The organism is Janthinobacterium sp. TPC_1, from assembly GCF_056037845.1.
Map to the genome: position 1 here is coordinate 4,153,238 of NZ_CP195157.1, position 18,796 is coordinate 4,172,033.

Here is an 18,796-nt window from a genome sequence, read left to right on the forward strand (position 1 = left end):
ATGAATATGAACGATACCAACCAGAGCGAAACCCTGCTGGAAGACCTGGGCGATGACATGATCATCGACCAGGGCGACGTGTCCGACGTGCCCAGCGGCCGCGCGCGGCGCGACATTCCGCAGATGATGCGCAAGATTCCCGTCACCCTGACCCTGGAAGTGGGCTCGGCCCGCATTTCGCTGGAAGAACTGATGGCCATCGGCCCGGAAAGCGTGATCGAACTCGACATGCTGGCCGGCGAACCGCTGGTGATCAAGGTCAATGGCACGCCGATCGGCCGTGCCGAAGTGGTAGTTGCTGGCGAGAACTATGGCCTCAAGGTCATCGACCTCGACGGCCTCAATCTCGACCTGATGACAGCATGAAGCTGGCGGTACCCGGTTTGAGCCGGCGCCGCGGTGCGCTGGCTGCCGCGCTGGCTGTTCCCGTTCTGATGCTGTGTTGCGCCGCTGCCGGCGCGCAGGACCTGCTGGCCGGCGTGGTGCCGGGCGCGAAGACCGACCTGTCGGTCAAGATGCAGATCCTGGTCGTCATGACCCTGCTCGGGCTGCTGCCCGTGATGGTCATGATGATGACCAGCTTTACCCGCTTCGTCATCGTGCTGTCCCTGCTGCGCCAGGCCCTGGGCCTGCAGCAGGGCTTGCCCAACCGCATCGTCACCGGCATCGCCCTGATCCTTACCCTGCTGGTCATGCGCCCCATCGGCGACCAGGTGTGGAAGGAAGCGTTTGTGCCGTACGACCGCGACCAGATCGGCATGCAGGAAGCGCTGAAGATCGCCGAAGTGCCGATTTCGCGCTTCATGCTGGCGCAGACGAGCAAGGCCGCGCTGGCGCAGATCGCGCACCTGGCCGGCGAGCCGTCGAGCATGCGCCCGCAAGACCACAGCTTCACGGTCAAGCTGGCTGCGTTTGTCTTGTCCGAACTCAAGACGGCGTTCCAGATCGGCTGTATGCTGTTCATACCGTTCCTCATCATCGATCTGGTGGTGGCGTCCGTGCTGATGGCGATGGGCATGATGATGCTGTCGCCGCTGGTGATTTCGCTGCCGTTCAAGCTGCTGCTGTTCGTGCTGGTCGACGGCTGGACCCTGACCGTCAACACGCTGGTTACCAGCATACAGGGCTATTGATCCATGTTTACCCCTGAAGTCGCCGTCGACCTGATCATCGAGGCCTTGCATGTCGTGATGTTGCTGGTGGTAATCTTGGTCGTCCCGGGTTTGCTCATGGGCTTGCTGGTCGCGCTGGTGCAGGCGGCCACCTCGATCAATGAGCAGACCATGAGTTTCCTGCCGCGCCTGCTGGTCACCCTGCTGGCCCTGATCCTGGCCGGACGCTGGATGGCCGGTTACCTGATGGATTATTGCGTGCGGTCCATTTTTCAGCGCGCCGCCACCCTGGTCGGATAGCGCCACGCGCCATGGATCAGATTTTCAATCAGGTGCTGCCGTTTCTGCTGGCCGTGTGGTGGCCGTTCTGCCGCATCCTGGCCATGCTCAGCGCCTCGCCCGTGATCGGCGACGCCATGGTGCCCGTCCCCGTGCGGGTGTGCTGCTGTCGCTGGTGCTGGCGATCCTGATGCTGCCCGTGATGCAGGCGTCGGGCGTCTCGCAGGAACTGCTGAAAATCGATCCGTTTTCCCTGCACGCCCTCGTCGCCACCCTGGAGCAGGCCATCGTCGGCTTCGTCCTCGGTCTGGCTTTCCACTTCGCCATGTCCGTCATGTCGGTGCTCGGCTATCTGGTGTCGAGCCAGGTGGGCTTTTCCATGGCCGTCATGAACGATCCGCTCAACGGCACCTCGTCGGACGTGATCACGGGTTTGCTCACCATCATGTGCATGATCGTGTTTTTCGCCATTGACGGCCACCTCGTGCTGACGGGCGTGATCGGCGCCAGTTTCACGGCCTGGCCCGTGGGGCAGGGCTACGGCCCGCTGCTGCTGCAGACGGTGGCGTATAACGTGGCGTGGATCTTCGCCGCCGCCATATTGCTGGCCTTGCCCATCGTCTTTTCCACCATGGTGGTGCAGCTCGGTTTTGGCTTCCTGAACCGCGTGGCGCCGTCGCTGAACCTGTTTTCGCTGGGTTTTTCCATGATTACCATGTTCGGCCTGCTGATGCTGACGCAGATCGTGCGCTTTATCCCGGAACACTATGTCGCCATGACCAACCGCGTGCTCGATATGATCCAGGAACAGATGCGGGTGGCCCATGGCGGATAGCAGCACGGGCGACAAGACAGAAAAGGCGTCAGCCCAGAAGCTGAAGAAATCGCGCCAGGAAGGGCAGGTGGTGCGTTCGCGCGACCTGTCGACGGCGCTGGGCATCCTGATCAGCATGAAGGTCTTCATTTATTTGCTGCCGAGCTATCTGGCGAGCTTTCGCGAGCTGTTCGCCATGGCTTTCATGCCGCTCGACAGCAAGGGCGCGCTGGAAAATGCCATGTCAATGGCGTTTACGACATCGGTGGGCTTGCTGATCAAGATGATCGTGCCGCTGTTCTGCGTGCCGTTGTTTGTTGTGCTCGGCTCATTGATCCCTGGCGGCTGGGTCGTCAGCACGAAGAACTGGATGCCGAAGATGGAGCGCCTGAGCCCGGCCAAGAACCTGGGCCGCCTGGTGTCGCCCAAGCATGGCTTTGAATTCGGCTTGTCCATCGCCAAGGCCGCCGTGCTGGGCATGGTGCTGGTGCACGTCAGCCGCTCCAGCCTGATGCAGTACGTGGATTTGCAACACCGGCCCCTGCAGCAAGCCATGCTCGATGGTTCCGTGCTGATGCTCGACGGCCTGATGGCGCTCATTTCCGTCTTTGTCCTGTTTGCCATCATCGACGTGCCGGCGCAGGCGTTTTTCTTTGCCCGCAACCAGCGCATGAGAGCAAGCAGGACGTCAAGGAAGAGCATAAAAGCAGTGAAGGGCGGCCCGAAGTGCGCCAGCGCATCCGCCAGCTGCAGCAGCAGATCGGCCGGCGCAGCGTGCGCAAGACCGTGCCCGACGCCGACGTGGTGATCGTCAATCCCGAGCATTACGCCGTCGCATTGAAGTATGACCAGGACCGCGCCGAGGCGCCGTTCGTCGTTGCCAAGGGCGTCGACGAGATGGCGCTGTATATCCGGCAAGTGGCGAAGGAACACCATATTGAAACGCTGGAGTTGCCGCCGCTGGCGCGCGCCATCTACAACACCAGCCAGGTGCAGCAGCAGATTCCCGTGCAGCTGTACCAGGCCGTGTCGCAGGTACTCAACTACATCCTGCAATTGAAAGCATTCCGGTCCGGGCAGCGTGCTGCCCAGCCCGTATTACCCACCGAGATGGCCGTGCCATCTCATCTGAGCGAGGTCGTACCACCATGAATTTCCTGAACCGGTTGGTTGCCGAAATGCGCCGCCACAAGTTCGCCACGCCGCTGTTCCTGCTGGTGATCCTGGCAATGATCATCTTGCCGCTGCCGCCCGTGCTGCTCGATATCTTGTTCACTTTCAATATCGTGCTGGCACTGATCGTTATCCTCGTCAGCGTGTCGGCCAAGCGGCCGCTCGATTTTTCCGTCTTCCCGACGGTGATCCTGGCCACCACCATGCTCAGGCTGACCCTCAACGTGGCGTCGACACGCGTGGTGTTGCTGCACGGCCATACGGGCGCGGACGCGGCCGGTAAGGTGATCGAGGCCTTCGGTAACGTGGTGATCGGCGGTAACTTCGTCGTCGGTATCGTGGTCTTCGTGATCTTGATGATCATCAACTTCGCCGTCGTCACCAAGGGTGCCGAGCGCATTTCGGAAGTGTCCGCGCGCTTTACCCTCGATGCCTTGCCGGGCAAGCAGATGGCCATCGATGCCGACCTGAACGCCGGCCTGATCAACCAGGAAAAAGCCCAGATCCGCCGCAAGGACGTGGCCGCCGAAGCGGATTTCTACGGCGCCATGGACGGCGCGTCGAAGTTCGTGCGCGGCGATGCCGTCGCCAGTATCTTGATTTTGATCATCAATATGGTCGGCGGCGTGGCCATCGGCTCGCTGATGCACGACCTGTCGTTCGGCGATGCTTTCCGTCAATATGCACTGCTGACCATCGGCGATGGCCTGGTGGCGCAGATCCCGGCGCTGCTGCTGTCGGCCGCGGCCGCCATCCTGGTGACCCGCATCAGCGATTCGGGCGACTTCGAACAGCAGGTGGCGGGCCAGGTGCTGACTTCGCCAACGGTGATCTTCAGCGCGGCCGGCATGATGGTGGCGCTGGCCCTGATCCCGGGCATGCCGTGGTTCATGTTCATGACTTTCGCCGGCGTGCTGGCCTTCGTGGCCTGGCGCTTGACCAAGCGCGTGAAGGGGCCGGACGCGGCCGGCATGGCGGCCATCGAGGCGGCCTTGCGCGACGAGCGCCCGGCAGAGCTGGAATGGCAGCAGTTGCCGGCCGTGCAGCCGCTGATGGTGATGCTCGGCTATAAGCTGGTCGGCATGGTTGATAAAACGCAAGGCGAACCATTGAACAAGCGCGTCAAGGGCGTGCGCCAGAGCCTGTCCGAGGCGATGGGCTTGCTGCTGCCGAACATCGGCGTGCGCGACGACCTGGCCTTGAAGCCGTCGCAATACGCGATCGTGCTGTCGGGCACGGTGGTGGCGCAGGCAGAAGTGCAGGCCGACCGCCTGATGGCGATTCCGTCGCCGAACGTGTATGGCCAGCTCGACGGCATCCCCGGCATCGAGCCCGCCTACGGCATGCCCGTCACGTGGATCGAACCGGGCGAAAAGGCGCATGCGCTGGGCCTCGGCTACCAGGTCATCGAGGCGCCCAGCGTGATCGCCACGCACTTGTCGAAAATGGTGCGCGAATACTTGCCGGAACTGTTCCGCCACGAAGACGTCTCGAACCTGATGGAGCGCCTGACGGCCCTGTCGCCGAAGCTGGCCGGCGCGCTGGACAAGGCGCTGACGCACACGCAGATGCTGCGCGTATTCCGTGTCTTGCTGGCGGAAAACGTATCGCTGAAGGATATCGTGCCCATCGCCACTACCTTGCTCGACAGTTCGGAAACCACCAAGGATCCGATTTTGCTGGCGGCCGAGGTGCGCTGCGCGCTGCGGCGCCAGATCGTCAGCGGCCTGTTTGGCCAGAAGATGGAAATGCAGGCATTCAACCTGGGCGGCGAGCTGGAAAACATGCTGCTCGGTTCGCTGAACCAGGCGCGCCAGTCCGGCAAGGTCACGCTGGATAACTATCCGATCGATCCGCACCTGCTGTCGCAGCTGCAGGTGAACATGCCGGTGGCGCGCGAGCAGATGAAGCAGCAGGCCACGCCGCCGCTGTTGCTGGTGCTGCCGCAGATCCGTCCGCTGCTGGCCCGCTACGCGCGCCTGTTCGCGCCGGGCCTGCATGTGCTGTCGTATAACGAAATTCCGGAAAACCGCGAAGTGAGCATCATCGGCACGGTGGGATAAACCGGGGCAATAACAAAAACGGCGCTTCGGGCGCCGTTTTTATTGTGCTGTATCAATCCTGCTCGTCGATGGGCGGCAGCAAATCCTGCTCCGGCGCTGCCGGCCCGGCCAGCAGCAGCACTTCATTTTCCTGGCTGTCCGCCGCCGCGTCGCCATAGTCGTAGCCGAGCGGCGCCGCCACTTCCTTCGAGACGATGATGGTTTCCTCTTCGGCCACGTCCGCGGGGGCTGCGGGCGCATCGGGATCGGCTGCCGCTTCCGCTTCCGGCTGCGTCAGCAGCAGCGCCACTTCGGCCATGGCGCGGAACAGGGCCAGCGACAGCGCAGCGGCGCCCGCCTGCATCGGGTAATTGCCGTGCATGCGCTGGGCATGCAGCTGGCGGTTCAGGCGGCAGCGCACCACGCGCAGGCCGGCGCGCCGCACGGCGTCGGCGATCCCGGGCAGGGCCAGGCGCAGATGGCGCAAGGCGGCTTCTTCGTCGGCGGCCAGCTCCAGCAGCACGCCGTCGCCGGATGGCTCCATCTGGATCACGACCCGGCCGATGCCGATGATGATCAGTTCGACGCGCAGCGCCACTTTGCCGCGCCGCCTCGGCGTTGCGTCCTCATCCTCGTCGCTGGCCAGCACGCGCAGCAGCAGGCGCTGGCCGCCCCAGCCATACACGGCAAAGCGCCACGCTTCGCTGTCGACCGTCAACGGTGGACGGGCGCCTTCGCGCAGCAGGGCCGGTTGCTGCTCGGCCATGAAGAGGTTGCCCGGCACGTGCTGGCCGCGCGCCTGTTCCTGCAGGGCGGCATATTGCTCGCCATACGTCTTGACCATCACGCGCCACGAGGCGGCCAGCTGCGCCGCGTCGGGCGGCTGCCAGACCAGCTGGCGCGTGAAGAACAATTGATTGACCTGCATGGCGCTGCTGTCGCGCGGCATGGCGCCCCGTACCGTCGGCGTTCGGCTTGATGAGGGACGCCAGGCTGTCCTGGCCCGGCTGTTGCAGCTGGGCGGGCAGGGTGCCGGCGTCGGGCGCGGGCGCCATGTAGGGGCCGATGGGCACCAGCGGCTGCACCACGCCAGGCGTCATCGGTGTCGCCGGGCTGACGTCAAGGCGCTGGGTAATCAGGGGCACAGGATTGCCCGATGAAATGCGGTCTATCGCCATGCCATTGCTTCCTGCTCATACATATTCATCCGATCCGCCATCGCGCCCTGCCAGTAACTATTGTAGTAAAGAAAGAATCAGCTTGCTCATGCTCTGGCTTTGCTTGAGCATTGCCGTGCTCGCTTGCAGCAGCATTTGCGCCGAGGTCATGTTGGCGCTTTCAGCCGCGTAATCGACATCCATGATGCGGCCGATGGCGGACCTGGTGTGGGTGATCATGTTGGACAGGTTATTGTAGACGTGGCCGAGCCGGTTCGCGGTGGCGCCCAGCGCAGAGCGCACGCTGCCCACCTTGTCGACGGCCGCTGCCAGCAGGTCGATCATGCCGTTGGCACTGTTGTTGCTGGCAAATTCGCTGCCGGGCGTGGCGCCTGGCGCGAAATTGGCCGAGATCGCCTGCAATGCCGCATCCAGGCTGCTCATGTCGCCCGCCACGCTGAACTGCATGGTCTCGCTGCCGGTGGCGCCGATCTGGAACGTCATGGCTTGCGACAGGGTGCCCTTGCCGGCGCTGCCGTTGCCCAGCAATAAAGTGCCGCCGTAGCGGGTATTCGTCATCACGTTGTACAGCTCGGCGCCCAGCGCATCGTATTCGCCCTGCATGGCGTCGCGGTCTTTCTGGTTCGACGAGGCGTCCGCTGCCTGGGTGGCCAGGTCTTTCATGCGCACCAGCATGGTGGTGACTTCGCCAAACGCGCCTTCGGCCGTTTGCAGCAGCGAGGTGCTGTTTTGCGTGTTGCGCATGGCCACCGCCATGCCGCTGGTCTGGGCGCTCAGCCTGGTGGCGATCTGCAAGCCGGCCGCGTCGTCCATGGCCGAGTTGATGCGAAAGCCCGTGGAGAGGCGCGTCATCGAGGTCGACAGCATTTGCTGCGCCCAGCCCATGGCCCGCTGGGCAGACAGTGCGGCAGTATTGGTATGAATGCTCAGCACGTGGCGGCTCCGGTAGGCGATTGTTCGGTGTTCTACCTTGTACAGGCGACTATGCGGGCAACATCGTTAAATATAATGGCAATTTAGTCAAATATGCCGGGAATGCATGTAACCGCAGGCGAAAAAAAAAAAAAGCCAGACCGGAGTCTGGCTTCGATAGATAGGCCGCGAACGGCCAAGTCCATATTATTGCAGCAGGGACATGACCATCGAGGACATGCTGTTGCTTTGTTTCAGCATTGCGGTGCCAGCTTGCAGCAGCATTTGCGACGACGTCATGTTCGAGCTTTCGGTAGCGAAGTCGGTGTCCATGATGCGGCCGGTAGCGGCTTTGGTGTTGGTGGCGATGTTCGACAAGTTGGTGTTGACGTGGTCCAGACGGTTAGCCGTCGCGCCCAGTGCCGAACGCAGCGTGCTGACGCTGTCGATGGCGGTAGCCAGCAGGCCGATGTTGGCGTTGGCGTTGGACGTCAGTTCCGTTGCGCCTGTTGCAGCGGCGCTCGAGAAGTTCGCGCTCAGGCCGGTCAGGGCTGCGTTCAGCGTGCTCAGATTGCCGGAAACGTCGAAAGTCATTTTTTCGGTCGAGCTTGCACCGATCTGGAAGGTCATCGAGGTCGACAGCGTGCCGTCAGCTGCAGCGCTACCTTTGCCCAGCAACTTGGTGCCGCCGAACGTGGTGTTGGTCATGACGTTGTACAGCTCTTGGCCCAATGCATTATATTCAGCTTGCATTGCGGTCTTGTCGTTTGCGGTCGACGAAGCATCGGCTGCCTGGGTGGCCAGATCTTTCATGCGCACCAGCATGTTGGTCACTTCGGCGAATGCGCCTTCGGCCGTTTGCAGCATCGAGGTGCTGTTTTGCGTGTTGTTCATCGCAACGGTCATGCCGCTGGTTTGTGCTTTCAGGCGGGTTGCGATTTGCAGGCCGGCAGCGTCATCCATTGCCGAATTGATGCGGAAGCCGGTGCTCAGGCGCGTCATCGAAGTCGACAGCTTGGATTGGGTATTCGTGATCGAATTTTGTGCCGACAGGGAAGCAGCGTTGGTGTGAAGGCTCAGCATGGTGTCATTCCTAATTTAGTGGTTACGGTGAGGAGCGACGTTTATCTGCTCCTATCAGTACAAGACGACCGTCCAGGCAGCTTAATTAAATGCTTTAAGGAAATTTTTGAAAATATTTTCAAAAATAGTGCGGTACAGGCTATTTTCCAGCGATTGCGCCGCAAACTCGATGCGAGCTGACTGGGTGTATCGCTCAATCGCCTGCGGCGGCAAGCAGGCAGGCGCGGAAATGCGCGATTTTCTCTTCATCGCTGGACAGGATGCCAAAGCGCGTGTTGTCGGCGGCATCTTTGGCGATGCGCTTGCAGATGGCATGATCTTCATCAAATACCTGCCGGTTCATGCGCGCGCTGGAATCGAAAAAATTTTGCAGCGCGGCCGCACTGGATGGATTGACGGCGCCATTGAGCAGGCGGCTGGAAAAGTGTGTGCGCCACGGCTGCGCGGACGGGAAGAAGTGCTGCAGCGAGTAGGAATACGAGTAGGTCGACGAGAGCATGGTAAATGGAAACAGATACAGGCTCTGGTAGCCTTCGTATTGCTGGTCCAGCTGGAACAGGCGTTTGATGGAGCGCAACTTTTTCGCCATGGGGGCGTTGCCCAGTTCCGCCTGCCACACGGAAGTCCACGGCGTAAAGTGGTTGCTGCCATCGCCGAGTTGCAATTCCGCCAGTGATTCGGGATGGACGAAAGGCACGTGCAGCGGTTCCAGCGCATTTTCCAGCGCGATGCGCCAGTCGCACTCATATATATAGGCGTTCACGTCGCTGCGGCCCGCGATGTTGAAGGAAATATCGGCCAGCAGCGCGTAGGTGTCGCCCAGCTGTTCGTCCAGCGTCATGCGCGGCGCGGGGGCGGCGAACAGGAAGTCGGCGCACCAGTCCAGTTGCAGCGTGTGCAGCTTTGCGTTGTCCAGTTCGTTTTGCGCATAGCGTTCGCGGCAGGGAATATGCATGGCGCCGGCGCGGTAGGACCAGCCGTGGTAGGGGCAGGCCAGCGGCGCGTTGCCATGCGTTTCCGTGAAAAAACGCGTGCCGCGGTGCGGGCACAAATTGTCGAAGGCCAGCAGATTGCCCTGGTCGTTATACACGACCACTTCCTCGCCCAGCCATTCGAGTTTGAGATAGTCGCCGCTGGACGGCAGTTCGCTGCGATGGCACAGCAGGTGCCAGAAGCCGTCGCGTAATTGTTGTGCTTGTTGCATGGGATTCATAAGGTCTTGGCCGGTTGGGCATATACGGTGGCGCCATCGGCGACGCGGCGCATCACCACGGCGCAGCGCAGCGCCGACGGTGGCGCGTTCGCCGACGGCGACGCGCGGCAGGACGGAGGCGCCCGAACCCACCATCACTGCCGCGCCCAGGCGCACGGCGCCCGTGATGTCAACGTGCGAACTGAGCGTGCAGCCCTTGCCCAGCACGGCGTCATGGCCGACGCTGGAGTAGCTGTTGATGGTGACGAAGTCGCCCACGTCGCTGCCGGCCGAGACTAGGGCGAATGGGCACACGACCACGCCCTGTCCCAGGCGGGCCGTGCGCGCCACGATGGCGCTCGGGTGGATCAGCGTGTGGAAGCGCGCGCCGCGCGCCGCCAGTTCTTCCGCGATGCGCAGCTTGGCTTGCGGCGCGCCGATCGCCAGCAGCAACGCGTCGCCGGGGGCCGGTTGATATTGCTGAATGCTGCCGAGCACCGGATAAGCATAGTCGGCGTCCAGCGCGGGCATGGCGGGCATGGTGTCGTCCAGCAAGCCGGCGATGCGCTCGCTGGCGGGATCGAGAGACTGTCTTCCAGCCAGCACAGCAGTTCACGGGCAAAGCGGCCGGCGCCGACGACGATGATGTTTTTCATGTAATTTCCAGTAGATGATCGGGCAGATGGACGTGTCGCTTCAGCGCGCCAGGTAGCCGCCGTCGACGGCCCAGGTGGCGCCGCTGACCCAGCGTCCCGCCGGCGACAGCAGGAAGGCCGCCGTTTGCGCGATATCATCGCTGTTGCCGAAACCCAAGGGGTGGCGCTGCTGGTAAGCTTGCATCGCTTCATCGGGCAAGCCGCGCGTCAGGCGCGCATGCATTTCAGTGGCGACGGCGCCGGCGGCAATGCTGTTGACGCGCATCGCGCGCGGTGCCAGTTCCACGGCCAGTGCGCGCACGAGGCCGTCGATGGCGGCCTTGGCCGCCGAATACACGCTCATGCCCGACTGGCCGCTCTGGCCCGCCACCGACGACATGAACAACAGCGCCGCGCCATCGCGCATCACGCCGCGCAGGGCGGCCGCGCGTGCCAGCGCGCCGCGCCGTCTTCACGCTGGAATCGAAGACGTCGTCAAATTGTTGCTCCTTCGATAGCTTTACGGGGCGCAGCAGTTCCACGCCCGCGGCGTGGAAGAGGCCGGAAAACGGCCGCTCTTCGCTGACCCGTTTCATGAAGTCGACGATGTGGTCGCCGCCATCGAGCGTCAGCGTTTCGGCCACGTGGCCGTCGCCGGGCAGCGCCTGCAAGGTCTGCTCCAGGCGCTGTGCGTCGCGGCCCGTGATCAGCAACTGGGCGCCGCAGCGCGCCAGCAGCAGCGCCGTATCGCGGCCGATGCCGGACGACGCGCCGGTGACGAGAATACGCTGGCCGGCGAGCATGTCGGAAGTAAATATCATGGGATCAGATTTCTATCAGGCGGTTGACGCGCAGCGACCCGAGATTGAGCAGGGCGGCCGACCAGGAATAGCCGACGCCGAAGCCGAACATGGCCACGTTCTTGCCTTGCGCGTGTGCTCCGAGGCTGGTGCAGATCAGCAGCGGAATCGAGGCGCTCGAGGTATTGCCATAGCGATCCATATTGATGGGCGCGCGTTCGGGCGGCAGCCTGGTCTTCTTGATAATGTGCTTGAGCATGAAGGTATTGGCCTGGTGGAACAGGAAAGCATCGATCTGTTCCGCCTGGCGTCCGGAAAAATGCAGCAGGTCGGCTACCAGCGGCGGGATGTTCTTCAGCGTGAAATTGAAGATTTCGCCGCCATCCATGTACAGCTTGGCCGCATCGCGCTGCGCCAGGCGCGTATCGTCGCCGAGGTAGGGACGGCAGGCGCTGGCGGCCATCATCAGGTGGCGCTCGCCGCTGCCGTCGCTGCCGAGGATGAAGTGGCTGGGCGTCGCCGCGGGGTCGAATTCCAGCGCGCTGGCCGTGCCTGCGTCGCCAAACAGCAGCGCCGTGGCGCGGTCGCTGTCGTCGACCGTCTTGCTGATGGTGTCGCCCACCAGCAGCAGCACGCGCCCGATGGCCTGGCCGTCGAGCATCCGCGATGCCAGCCACAGGCCGTAAGCGTAGGCCGAGCAGCCCAGGTTGACGTCGAACGCTACGCAAGCCTTGTGCAGGCCCAGACGGCCATGCAGCGCGCAGGCGGTAGCCGGCAGCACATAATCGGGGGTTTGCGAGATGAAAATCAGCGCATCGACGCTGTCGCGTTCCCAGCCCAGGTCGGCCAGCAGGGTTTCCGCCGCCGCCTGGCACAGGTCGGCCGTGGTCTGTCCTTCCGGCGCGCGGCGGCGCGACTGCACGCCGATCATCTTGCTCACGTCGGCCACGCCGGCGGCGCCAAAGCGCTCCTCGAACGCGGCATTTTGGATTTCCGTGCGCGGCAAGGCGCAGACGACGCCGCGCAAGGCAAGGTGCGCGGCGGTAAACGGCAAGCCCGAAGCGAGGCGCAGGCTGGACATGTTCAGGCCTTGACGGTGATCAATGCCAGCACGTCGGCCATGGTAACGCACTGCGCCAGGGCCTGGCCATCGAGCATCTGGTCGAACAGGTCGTCAACCAGTGCGATGGTGGAAATGATGGCCAGCGAATCCCAGGCATAGTCGCCCAGGTTCAGCTGCGGGCCGATCTTGTCGGCGTCGATTTCCAGGATGTCGGCCATGCCGTTGAAAAATTCTTGCATAATCATTTCTTTCGGAATAAGTAACAGGTCAGTGAGCAGAGGGTTCTCGGCGTCGCGCCGTCAGTGGGGCATCCTACAGGCGCGCCAGGGTGCCAGCCCAAGAATAGCCGACGCCAAAGCCCAGCAGCAGGGCGGTGTCGCCGGGACGGATGCGGCCCGACTGGCGCGCCCGCGCGATGGCGATCGGTATGGTCGAGGAGACAGTATTGCCGACGGTATCGATTTCAATCACGAATTTGGCTTCCGGGATGCGGATCTTTCGGCGCAGGGCGTCGAGCATGAATTTATTGGCCTGATGGAAGATCACGTGGTCGATATCGTCCAGCGTCTTGCCGGCGGCGTCGAGCAATTCCCGCATTGTACGCGGCACCGCGCCCAGTGTGAACTGGACGATCTCGGCGCCGTCCATGAACAGGTCGTCCTGGCTGCGCCAGTTTCCCGAGGCATCTTCTTTTTCTACCGCCGTGTCCGCGCTGCGCGGCAGGCGCATGGCGCCGGCCGGGACGATCAGGTTCTGCGCACCGCTGCCGTCCGTGCCCAGCACGAAAGGCCCCAGCCCCTGCTGCGCCGCGCCGCCCGTCACCAGGCTGGCCGCCGCCGCATCGCCAAACAGGGTGCGTACGCTGCGGTCGCGCGGATTGATGAACTTGGAATACGTATCGGCCGTCAGGATCAGCACCTGCTTGCGGATGCCGGCCTCGATCAGGCCCTTGGCCATCGCCAGTGCGTACACATAGCCGGAGCAGCCGAGGTTGATATCCAGCGCGCCGCACGAGGTGGGCAAGCCCAGGCGCTGCTGCAGAACGCAGGAGCTGCTGGGCAGCAAATGGTCGGGCGCCTGTGTGCACAGGATCAGGAAGTCGATGCCGGCGCGCGCGATGTCGTGGCTGGCGAACAGTTTTTCCGCCGCATGGTAGGCCAGGTCGCTGGCCGTTTCATCGGGTGCGGCGATATGCCGCTCGGCGATGCCAGTCTTGTCGAAGATCTTTTGCGCCGACCAGTCGTCCAATTCCTGCGCCAGGGCGTCGTTGGTCAGCGTGGCCAGTGGCAGGTGATAGGCGACGGCGGTAAGTTGGGCGTGGTTCTGCATGCGGGGCCGTTGGGTCAGTTGTCAGTGGAGTCAGGGGAGAGGGGGAGTTGGCGGTCCTCAGGCGGATACCTTGCCGTGCTCCCGCTCCCATTCCCGACGGCTGTTTTTGAGGATGTCGACGATCAGCAGGGCTTTTGCCTCGTCCGTGCACATGTCTTCCAGGAACATGGCATTGTTGTCGCGGACCCAGGCCAGCGGCATTTCCCACCACGCCAGTTCCAACAGTGCGGCACGGACTTTTTCCGTGAAGCGGTGGCGGATCAGGCGCGCGGGCGAGCCGGCATAAATGCCATACGGTTCCGAGCGGAAATTGGGCGGCAGCAGCGAGCGCGCGCCGATGACGCAGCCGTTCTCGATCACGCTGCCGCCCAGCACCATCACTTCGTCGCCGATCCACACATCGTTCCTGATCACCGTGTCGGCATACTGGGGCGGGGGCGCATTCTTCAATCCGCCGCCGAGGATCGACAGCATGTACGTGGAGATGGTGCGCATCTCGTGCTGGCCATTGAGCAGGAAGCGCAGGCGCGAGCCGCCGGCCACATACCGCCCCACGCACAGGCTTTGCTGCCCGCTGTCGTATTTCACCAGAGAGCCGACGCCAAAGCCGGAGCCGCGTCCGATGTAGAAGTGCCCGCTTGTCGGTTCCTGGTCCAGCCAGTCGCGGAAAAATTGATGGGGCAGGGTGCTGATGGCCCCATCGTCGTAGCCCAGTACCGTGAATTGGGCCGACCAAGGATGGTTCTCCGCCACGCCGGAAAAAATGGTTTCGGTGGAAATATGCATCAGGCTATGTTCCGTATCAATTCGTGTTGCCGTGCGGGGGCGGCGATCATGGCGATAATGGCATCCACGCTGGCCATCTCCAGGTCCGGATAGATGGGCAGGCAGATCACCTGCGACGACGCCAGCCGCGCCACGGGCAGATTGGCGTGCGCGGCCGACGGAATGCCGCGGTACATGGGGAAGTCGCTGATCAAAGGGTAAAAGTAACGGCGCGCGTAGATTTCCTGGTCGCGCAGCAGCTGGAACAGGGCGTCGCGCGACAGCGGGTAGCCGGGGCCCACCAGGATCGGGAAATACGCGTGGTTGGCTGCCTCGCCTTCGCTCTGCTGCAGGCAGGTGATGCCGTCGATGCCGGCCAGCTGCTGGCGGTAATGCGCATCGATGGCCTTGCGCTTTTGGCGCGCGCCGTCGATGCCCTTGAGCTGCAGCAAGCCGAAGGCGGCATTGATCTCGCTCATCTTGCCATTGATGCCCGCGGCCACGACGGTGACTTCATCGACGAAGCCGAAGTTTTTCAGATGGTCGATGCGCTGCTTGGTCTTGGCGTCCGGGCAGACGATGGCGCCGCCTTCGAAGGTGTTGAAAATCTTGGTGGCGTGAAAGCTGATCACGGAAAGGTCGCCGTGATTGAGCACGCTGCCACCGCGGTGGCGCACGCCGAACGCATGCGCCGCATCGTAGATCACCTTCAGGTTGTAGTTGTCGGCAATTTTCTCGATGGCTTCGATATCGCATGGGCGGCCGTAGCAATGCACGGGCATGATGGCGGTGGTCTGCGGCGTGATGGCCGCCTCTATCTTGCTCGGGTCGAGGTTCAGGCTGTGCGGCTCGATGTCGGCAAACACGGGCTTGATGTTGTTCCACAGCAAAGAGTGGGCGGTGGCGACAAACGAATACGGCGTCGTGATGACTTCGCCGTTGATGCGCAGCGCCTGCAAGGCCGTCATCAGCGCCAGCGTGCCGTTGGCGAACAGGCAGATGTGCTTGACGCCCAGGTAGTCGCACAGCGCCTGCTCGAGCTGCTGGTGGAACGGGCCGCCATTGGTCAGGATCTTGTTGTCCCAGATCGTTTCCAGATAAGGCAGGAAGTCTTCCAGCGGCGGCAGCAGCGGCTGGGTGACATACACCGGCTTGTTTTTTTGAGTGCTCATCATAATCCGATCGGCGGGTTGGGCACGGCCACGGGGGCTTCGAACGAGACAGGAGGCAAGCCTTCGCACCAGCGCTGCCAGGCGATGCGCAGGGCGTTTTCGAAGCCTTCCGCGATCAGTTGCGGCTTGCCCATGGTCGAGCGTTCCAGACGGTGCCGCGCACTGAAGCGATACGCTCCCAGCAGCAATGGATTGGCCGCAATGGCCATACCCTTGCGCACGAAATCCTCGTCGTCGCTGGCGATGAACTCTTCCAGCTCGACCTGGCGCAGGATGGACGTACCGGCACAGCTGGGCAACGTCGGTCCGGCCACAGTGAGCGTCGGCACGCCCATCCACAGCGCATGGAAGGTGGTCGTGCCGCCGCCATACGGGAAGGTGTCGAGGCACAGGTCGACGCGGTGGTGCATGGCCATGAATTGGCTCATGCCGGTGCGCCCTTCAAAGGTGAGGCGCTCCAGCGCGATGCCTTCCTCTTCGAACCACTCCTTGAGCTGCGCGGGCGCTTCCGACTTGGGCATCGCGGCCAGCAACATCTTCGAATCGGGCAGCGCGCGCAGCAGCCTGGACCAGCGCGCGACTACCTGGCGGTTGATTTTATTGAGGCGATTGAAGCTGCCAAACGTGATATATCCATTCGTCAATGCCGGTGCAGCTTGAATGCCGGGTGCATAGTGCGATGGCAGGAAAGGAGCGCAGGCTGGCAGCAACAGCAGTTTCTCGGTGAACTGGCTGTCGAATTTGCCGGGCGGCGAAAAGAATGGATCGCTCAGGTAGTAATCTATCGCCTTCAGGCCCGTGGTGAGTGGGTAGCCTATCCAGCTTGCCTGGACAGGCGCCGGCTTGGCGGCAAACATCAGCAGGCGATTCTTGCCCGAGTGGCCGGACAGGTCGATCAGAATATCGATGCCGTCGTCGCGGATATGTTGCGCCAGTTCCAAATCGGACATGCGCTCCACCTGGCGCCAGTGAGGAATGAGTTCACGCAAGCGCTGCGTGACGTCGTCGTTCTCCTGATTGTTGTGATAGGCATACAACGACAGGCTGGCGCCATCGATGATATTTTCCAGTATCGGGATAATGAAATGCGGGATCGGATGGTTGAGCAGGTCGCCAGATACAAGGCCAACTTTTAGCGTACGCAGCGGCTCTCGGGTATTGCTGTGCGCCGTGCGACTTTTTTCGATATGCGTCTCGAAGGTGTCGCTGAAGCGCTGGTGCTCGGCAAACAGCGTCTCGGCGTCGATGTCGGCGCTATGCGAGAGCAGGAACAGGTAGTTGCTGAACAGGGTTTCCCATAGCGGACAGATGGCCAGGCCCTTGCGGCAGGTTGCGATGGCTTCGTCTATCCGGCCGATATTGCTGAAGGTAGCGCTTATATTGAGGTAGGCATCCCGGTATTTCGGATTCATTGCCAGCGTCTTGTGATAGCACTCCAGGGCCAGCAGGGGCTCCTTCATGAGCACGTAGCAATTGCCGAGCGCAAATTGAGCGCGCTCGAATTTGGGGTCGATAGCGAGCGCGGCCAGATAAGTCTGCTTGGCTTGTTGCAATTGATTCTGCGCCTGCTGTGTCGATCCCAGGTTGCATAGCGCCGAGGTGTTTTCCGGCTTCAATTCCAGCGCGCGCAGGTAGGCTGCGGTCGCTTCGTCGAACGCCTTCAATTCCTGCAAGACGACCCCAAGGTTGTTATACGTATCACTATTGTCGGATTCGTATTCAAGTGCTCGACGGTAAGACGCTACGGCTTGCTCGAAGCGCTTGATCGTGTTGTAGTAATCGCCCAGATGTTTGTGCGTTGTGGCGTTGTCAGGCGCCATATCGATAGCTTGCTGAAAGTACTTCAGTGCATTGTCCCTGTCCTCGGCGGCACCGTAAGCGATGGCGAGCTGGGCGCAGGCTTGCGCATCGTCTGGCTGAAGACGATGCGCGCGCGTGCAATGTTCAATGGCTGCAGCGTACTTCTCTTGTTTGCATAGTAGCAACCCCAGATTGCTCAACGCCTGGGGGAAATCCCCATCGAGTGCGACCGCCTGTTCGTAGGCGGCCATGGCTTGCTCTGTTTGTCCCAGCGCCTGAAGCGCGCGTCCCAGGTTGTTGTGCAGCTTTGCGTCGTTTGCATGTAATTTGATGCCAGACTGGCAAGCGGCTACTGCGGCGTCGTATTCTTCGGCCTCGTGCAGTGCCGCCGCAAGATTGGCATGCGCCGCCGTGGTGTGGGGTGCCAGTTGCAGCACGGCCCGGTAGCTGACGATGGCCGCTTGCCATTGCTGCAGGTCTTGCTGGGCGTTGCCCAGGTTCAGGTAGATTTCAGCGTCGCCCGGGCAGGGCCAGTGCGCGCTGATAGCAGGCGACGGCTTCGGCACTGCGCTGCATCGCTTTCAATGTGTTGCCTAAATTAAAATGTCCTTTGGCATAGTCGGGGCGCAGCGCCAGGGCCTGCCGGTATGCCTGCTCGGCCTGTTCCAACTTGCCTTGCGCCTGCAGCGCCGCCGCCAGGTTGCCGTACGCCTCGACAAAGTCCGGATTCAGTTCCAGCGCCCGCGTATAGCTGTCGACGGCTTGCGTGTACATGCCCCGTTCCTGCCATGCGGTGCCCAGATTGCCGTGCGCCTCGGCATCGTTGGGTGCCAGTTGCACGGTTTTTTGCAGTGCCTCGAAGGCATCCTTGCCCTGTAATTGCAAGGCGGTGCCCAGTACGCTCCAGGCAAAGTCCGAGTCGGGATAGCGCTGCGTCAGGGAGTGGCTGGCCGCTTCCAGTTCGGCATGGTGGCCGGCTTGATACAGATCAATGACGTGCTGCGTTTCCTGCGCTGTCGGGGTGCTGGCGATGGCCGTTTCGATGCGGCTGCGCAAGCCTTGCGATTGTTCGTTGTCGAGACCGCGCGCGATGGCCGCCGTGACGATCTCCAGCGCCTGTTCTCGGTCGCCCGCCTTGAGCAAACCATCCGCATACGACAGCCAGAACTGGCCTTCGTCGGGGTTGACCGACAAGGCCTTGTGCAGATATGGCAAGCCAGCCTGGTATTGCCCGACTTGTCCAGCCAGCAAACCCATATTGTGGTTGGCAATGGCGTGGTATGGCTGCGCCTGCAAAATCGCCAGGTAAAGCTCTTCCGCCTCGGCGTACCGGCCAGCCTGGTGTTCGGTGATTGCCTGTTGCAATTCGGCGTCGAGGGGCACAGCTGGAAGGGCGTTTGCGTTCATGGGCGGGTGGAAGGTGAAATATTTAGCAGTGGGAATTGTA

Annotated in this window: 15 protein-coding genes and 3 pseudogenes; 6 read left to right on the forward strand and 12 right to left on the reverse strand. The window is 62.3% G+C overall.

Translation table 11 applies throughout. The annotated features are described in order from the left end of the window. The 6 genes and pseudogenes from ACQVLG_RS20415 to ACQVLG_RS20440 all read left to right on the forward strand — a co-directional run bounded on the left by ACQVLG_RS20415 (position 1) and on the right by ACQVLG_RS20440 (position 5,441). Positions 1-366, forward strand: a complete 366-nt coding sequence (locus ACQVLG_RS20415) for a FliM/FliN family flagellar motor switch protein (protein WP_230541901.1) — start codon at positions 1-3, stop codon at positions 364-366. Beyond that, complete coding sequence (gene fliP, locus ACQVLG_RS20420; protein ID WP_230541902.1) at positions 363-1,133, forward strand: flagellar type III secretion system pore protein FliP; 771 nt, start codon at positions 363-365, stop codon at positions 1,131-1,133. Before ACQVLG_RS20415 ends, fliP begins: the two co-directional genes overlap by 4 nt. 3 nt (positions 1,134-1,136) lie before the next feature. Beyond that, positions 1,137-1,412 (forward strand): flagellar biosynthetic protein FliQ, encoded by a 276-nt coding sequence (locus ACQVLG_RS20425; protein ID WP_474290799.1) that lies wholly within the window; start codon positions 1,137-1,139, stop codon positions 1,410-1,412. An 11-nt stretch (positions 1,413-1,423) separates the two neighbouring features. Then, positions 1,424-2,226: pseudogene (locus tag ACQVLG_RS20430) on the forward strand (flagellar biosynthetic protein FliR). Continuing rightward, positions 2,216-3,357, forward strand: a pseudogene (gene flhB / locus ACQVLG_RS20435) (flagellar type III secretion system protein FlhB). The pseudogenes ACQVLG_RS20430 and flhB overlap by 11 nt, the downstream one beginning before the upstream one ends. Continuing rightward, entirely contained in the window at positions 3,354-5,441 is a 2,088-nt protein-coding gene (locus ACQVLG_RS20440; RefSeq protein ID WP_474290800.1) for a flagellar biosynthesis protein FlhA, read from the forward strand. The pseudogene flhB and the gene ACQVLG_RS20440 overlap by 4 nt, the downstream one beginning before the upstream one ends. A 52-nt stretch (positions 5,442-5,493) precedes the next feature. Here the strand turns inward: ACQVLG_RS20440 and ACQVLG_RS20445 are convergent, their stop codons facing one another. The 12 genes and pseudogenes from ACQVLG_RS20445 to ACQVLG_RS20500 all read right to left on the reverse strand — a co-directional run bounded on the left by ACQVLG_RS20445 (position 5,494) and on the right by ACQVLG_RS20500 (position 18,756). Further along, positions 5,494-6,369, reverse strand: coding sequence for a hypothetical protein (locus ACQVLG_RS20445; RefSeq protein ID WP_474290801.1), 876 nt, complete (start codon positions 6,367-6,369; stop codon positions 5,494-5,496). Between the two features lie 286 nt (positions 6,370-6,655). After that, positions 6,656-7,531 carry a flagellin N-terminal helical domain-containing protein gene (locus tag ACQVLG_RS20450; RefSeq protein WP_230541907.1) on the reverse strand — a complete coding sequence of 292 codons (876 nt, stop codon included), beginning with the start codon at positions 7,529-7,531 and terminating at the stop codon, positions 6,656-6,658. Between the two features lie 186 nt (positions 7,532-7,717). Then, positions 7,718-8,593 carry a flagellin N-terminal helical domain-containing protein gene (locus ACQVLG_RS20455; RefSeq protein WP_230541908.1) on the reverse strand — a complete coding sequence of 292 codons (876 nt, stop codon included), beginning with the start codon at positions 8,591-8,593 and terminating at the stop codon, positions 7,718-7,720. A 193-nt stretch (positions 8,594-8,786) separates the two neighbouring features. Beyond that, on the reverse strand, positions 8,787-10,391 hold the full coding sequence (locus ACQVLG_RS20460; RefSeq protein ID WP_474290802.1) for a Rieske 2Fe-2S domain-containing protein: 1,605 nt from the start codon (positions 10,389-10,391) through the stop codon (positions 8,787-8,789). 90 nt (positions 10,392-10,481) lie between these two features. Next, positions 10,482-11,241 (reverse strand): annotated as a pseudogene (locus ACQVLG_RS20465) (SDR family NAD(P)-dependent oxidoreductase). Positions 11,242-11,245: 4 nt separating this feature from the next. Beyond that, complete coding sequence (locus ACQVLG_RS20470; RefSeq protein ID WP_474290803.1) at positions 11,246-12,301, reverse strand: ketoacyl-ACP synthase III; 1,056 nt, start codon at positions 12,299-12,301, stop codon at positions 11,246-11,248. 2 nt (positions 12,302-12,303) lie between these two features. After that, positions 12,304-12,522 (reverse strand): phosphopantetheine-binding protein, encoded by a 219-nt coding sequence (locus ACQVLG_RS20475; RefSeq protein WP_230541912.1) that lies wholly within the window; start codon positions 12,520-12,522, stop codon positions 12,304-12,306. A 73-nt stretch (positions 12,523-12,595) separates the two neighbouring features. Then, a complete protein-coding gene (locus ACQVLG_RS20480; RefSeq protein WP_474290804.1) occupies positions 12,596-13,612 on the reverse strand; it encodes a 3-oxoacyl-ACP synthase III family protein in 1,017 nt (338 codons plus the stop codon). A gap of 57 nt (positions 13,613-13,669) precedes the next feature. Further along, positions 13,670-14,398 carry an LbetaH domain-containing protein gene (locus ACQVLG_RS20485; protein WP_474290805.1) on the reverse strand — a complete coding sequence of 243 codons (729 nt, stop codon included), beginning with the start codon at positions 14,396-14,398 and terminating at the stop codon, positions 13,670-13,672. Beyond that, on the reverse strand, positions 14,398-15,552 hold the full coding sequence (locus tag ACQVLG_RS20490; RefSeq protein ID WP_474290806.1) for a DegT/DnrJ/EryC1/StrS family aminotransferase: 1,155 nt from the start codon (positions 15,550-15,552) through the stop codon (positions 14,398-14,400). The genes ACQVLG_RS20485 and ACQVLG_RS20490 overlap by 1 nt, the downstream gene beginning before the upstream one ends. Continuing rightward, positions 15,549-17,915, reverse strand: coding sequence for a tetratricopeptide repeat protein (locus tag ACQVLG_RS20495; RefSeq protein ID WP_474290807.1), 2,367 nt, complete (start codon positions 17,913-17,915; stop codon positions 15,549-15,551). The genes ACQVLG_RS20490 and ACQVLG_RS20495 overlap by 4 nt, the downstream gene beginning before the upstream one ends. Further along, the gene (locus ACQVLG_RS20500) at positions 17,860-18,756 is read right to left on the reverse strand and encodes a tetratricopeptide repeat protein (RefSeq protein WP_474290808.1); all 897 of its coding nucleotides are present in this window, start codon (positions 18,754-18,756) and stop codon (positions 17,860-17,862) included. Before ACQVLG_RS20500 ends, ACQVLG_RS20495 begins: the two co-directional genes overlap by 56 nt. Positions 18,757-18,796 lie beyond the last annotated feature (40 nt).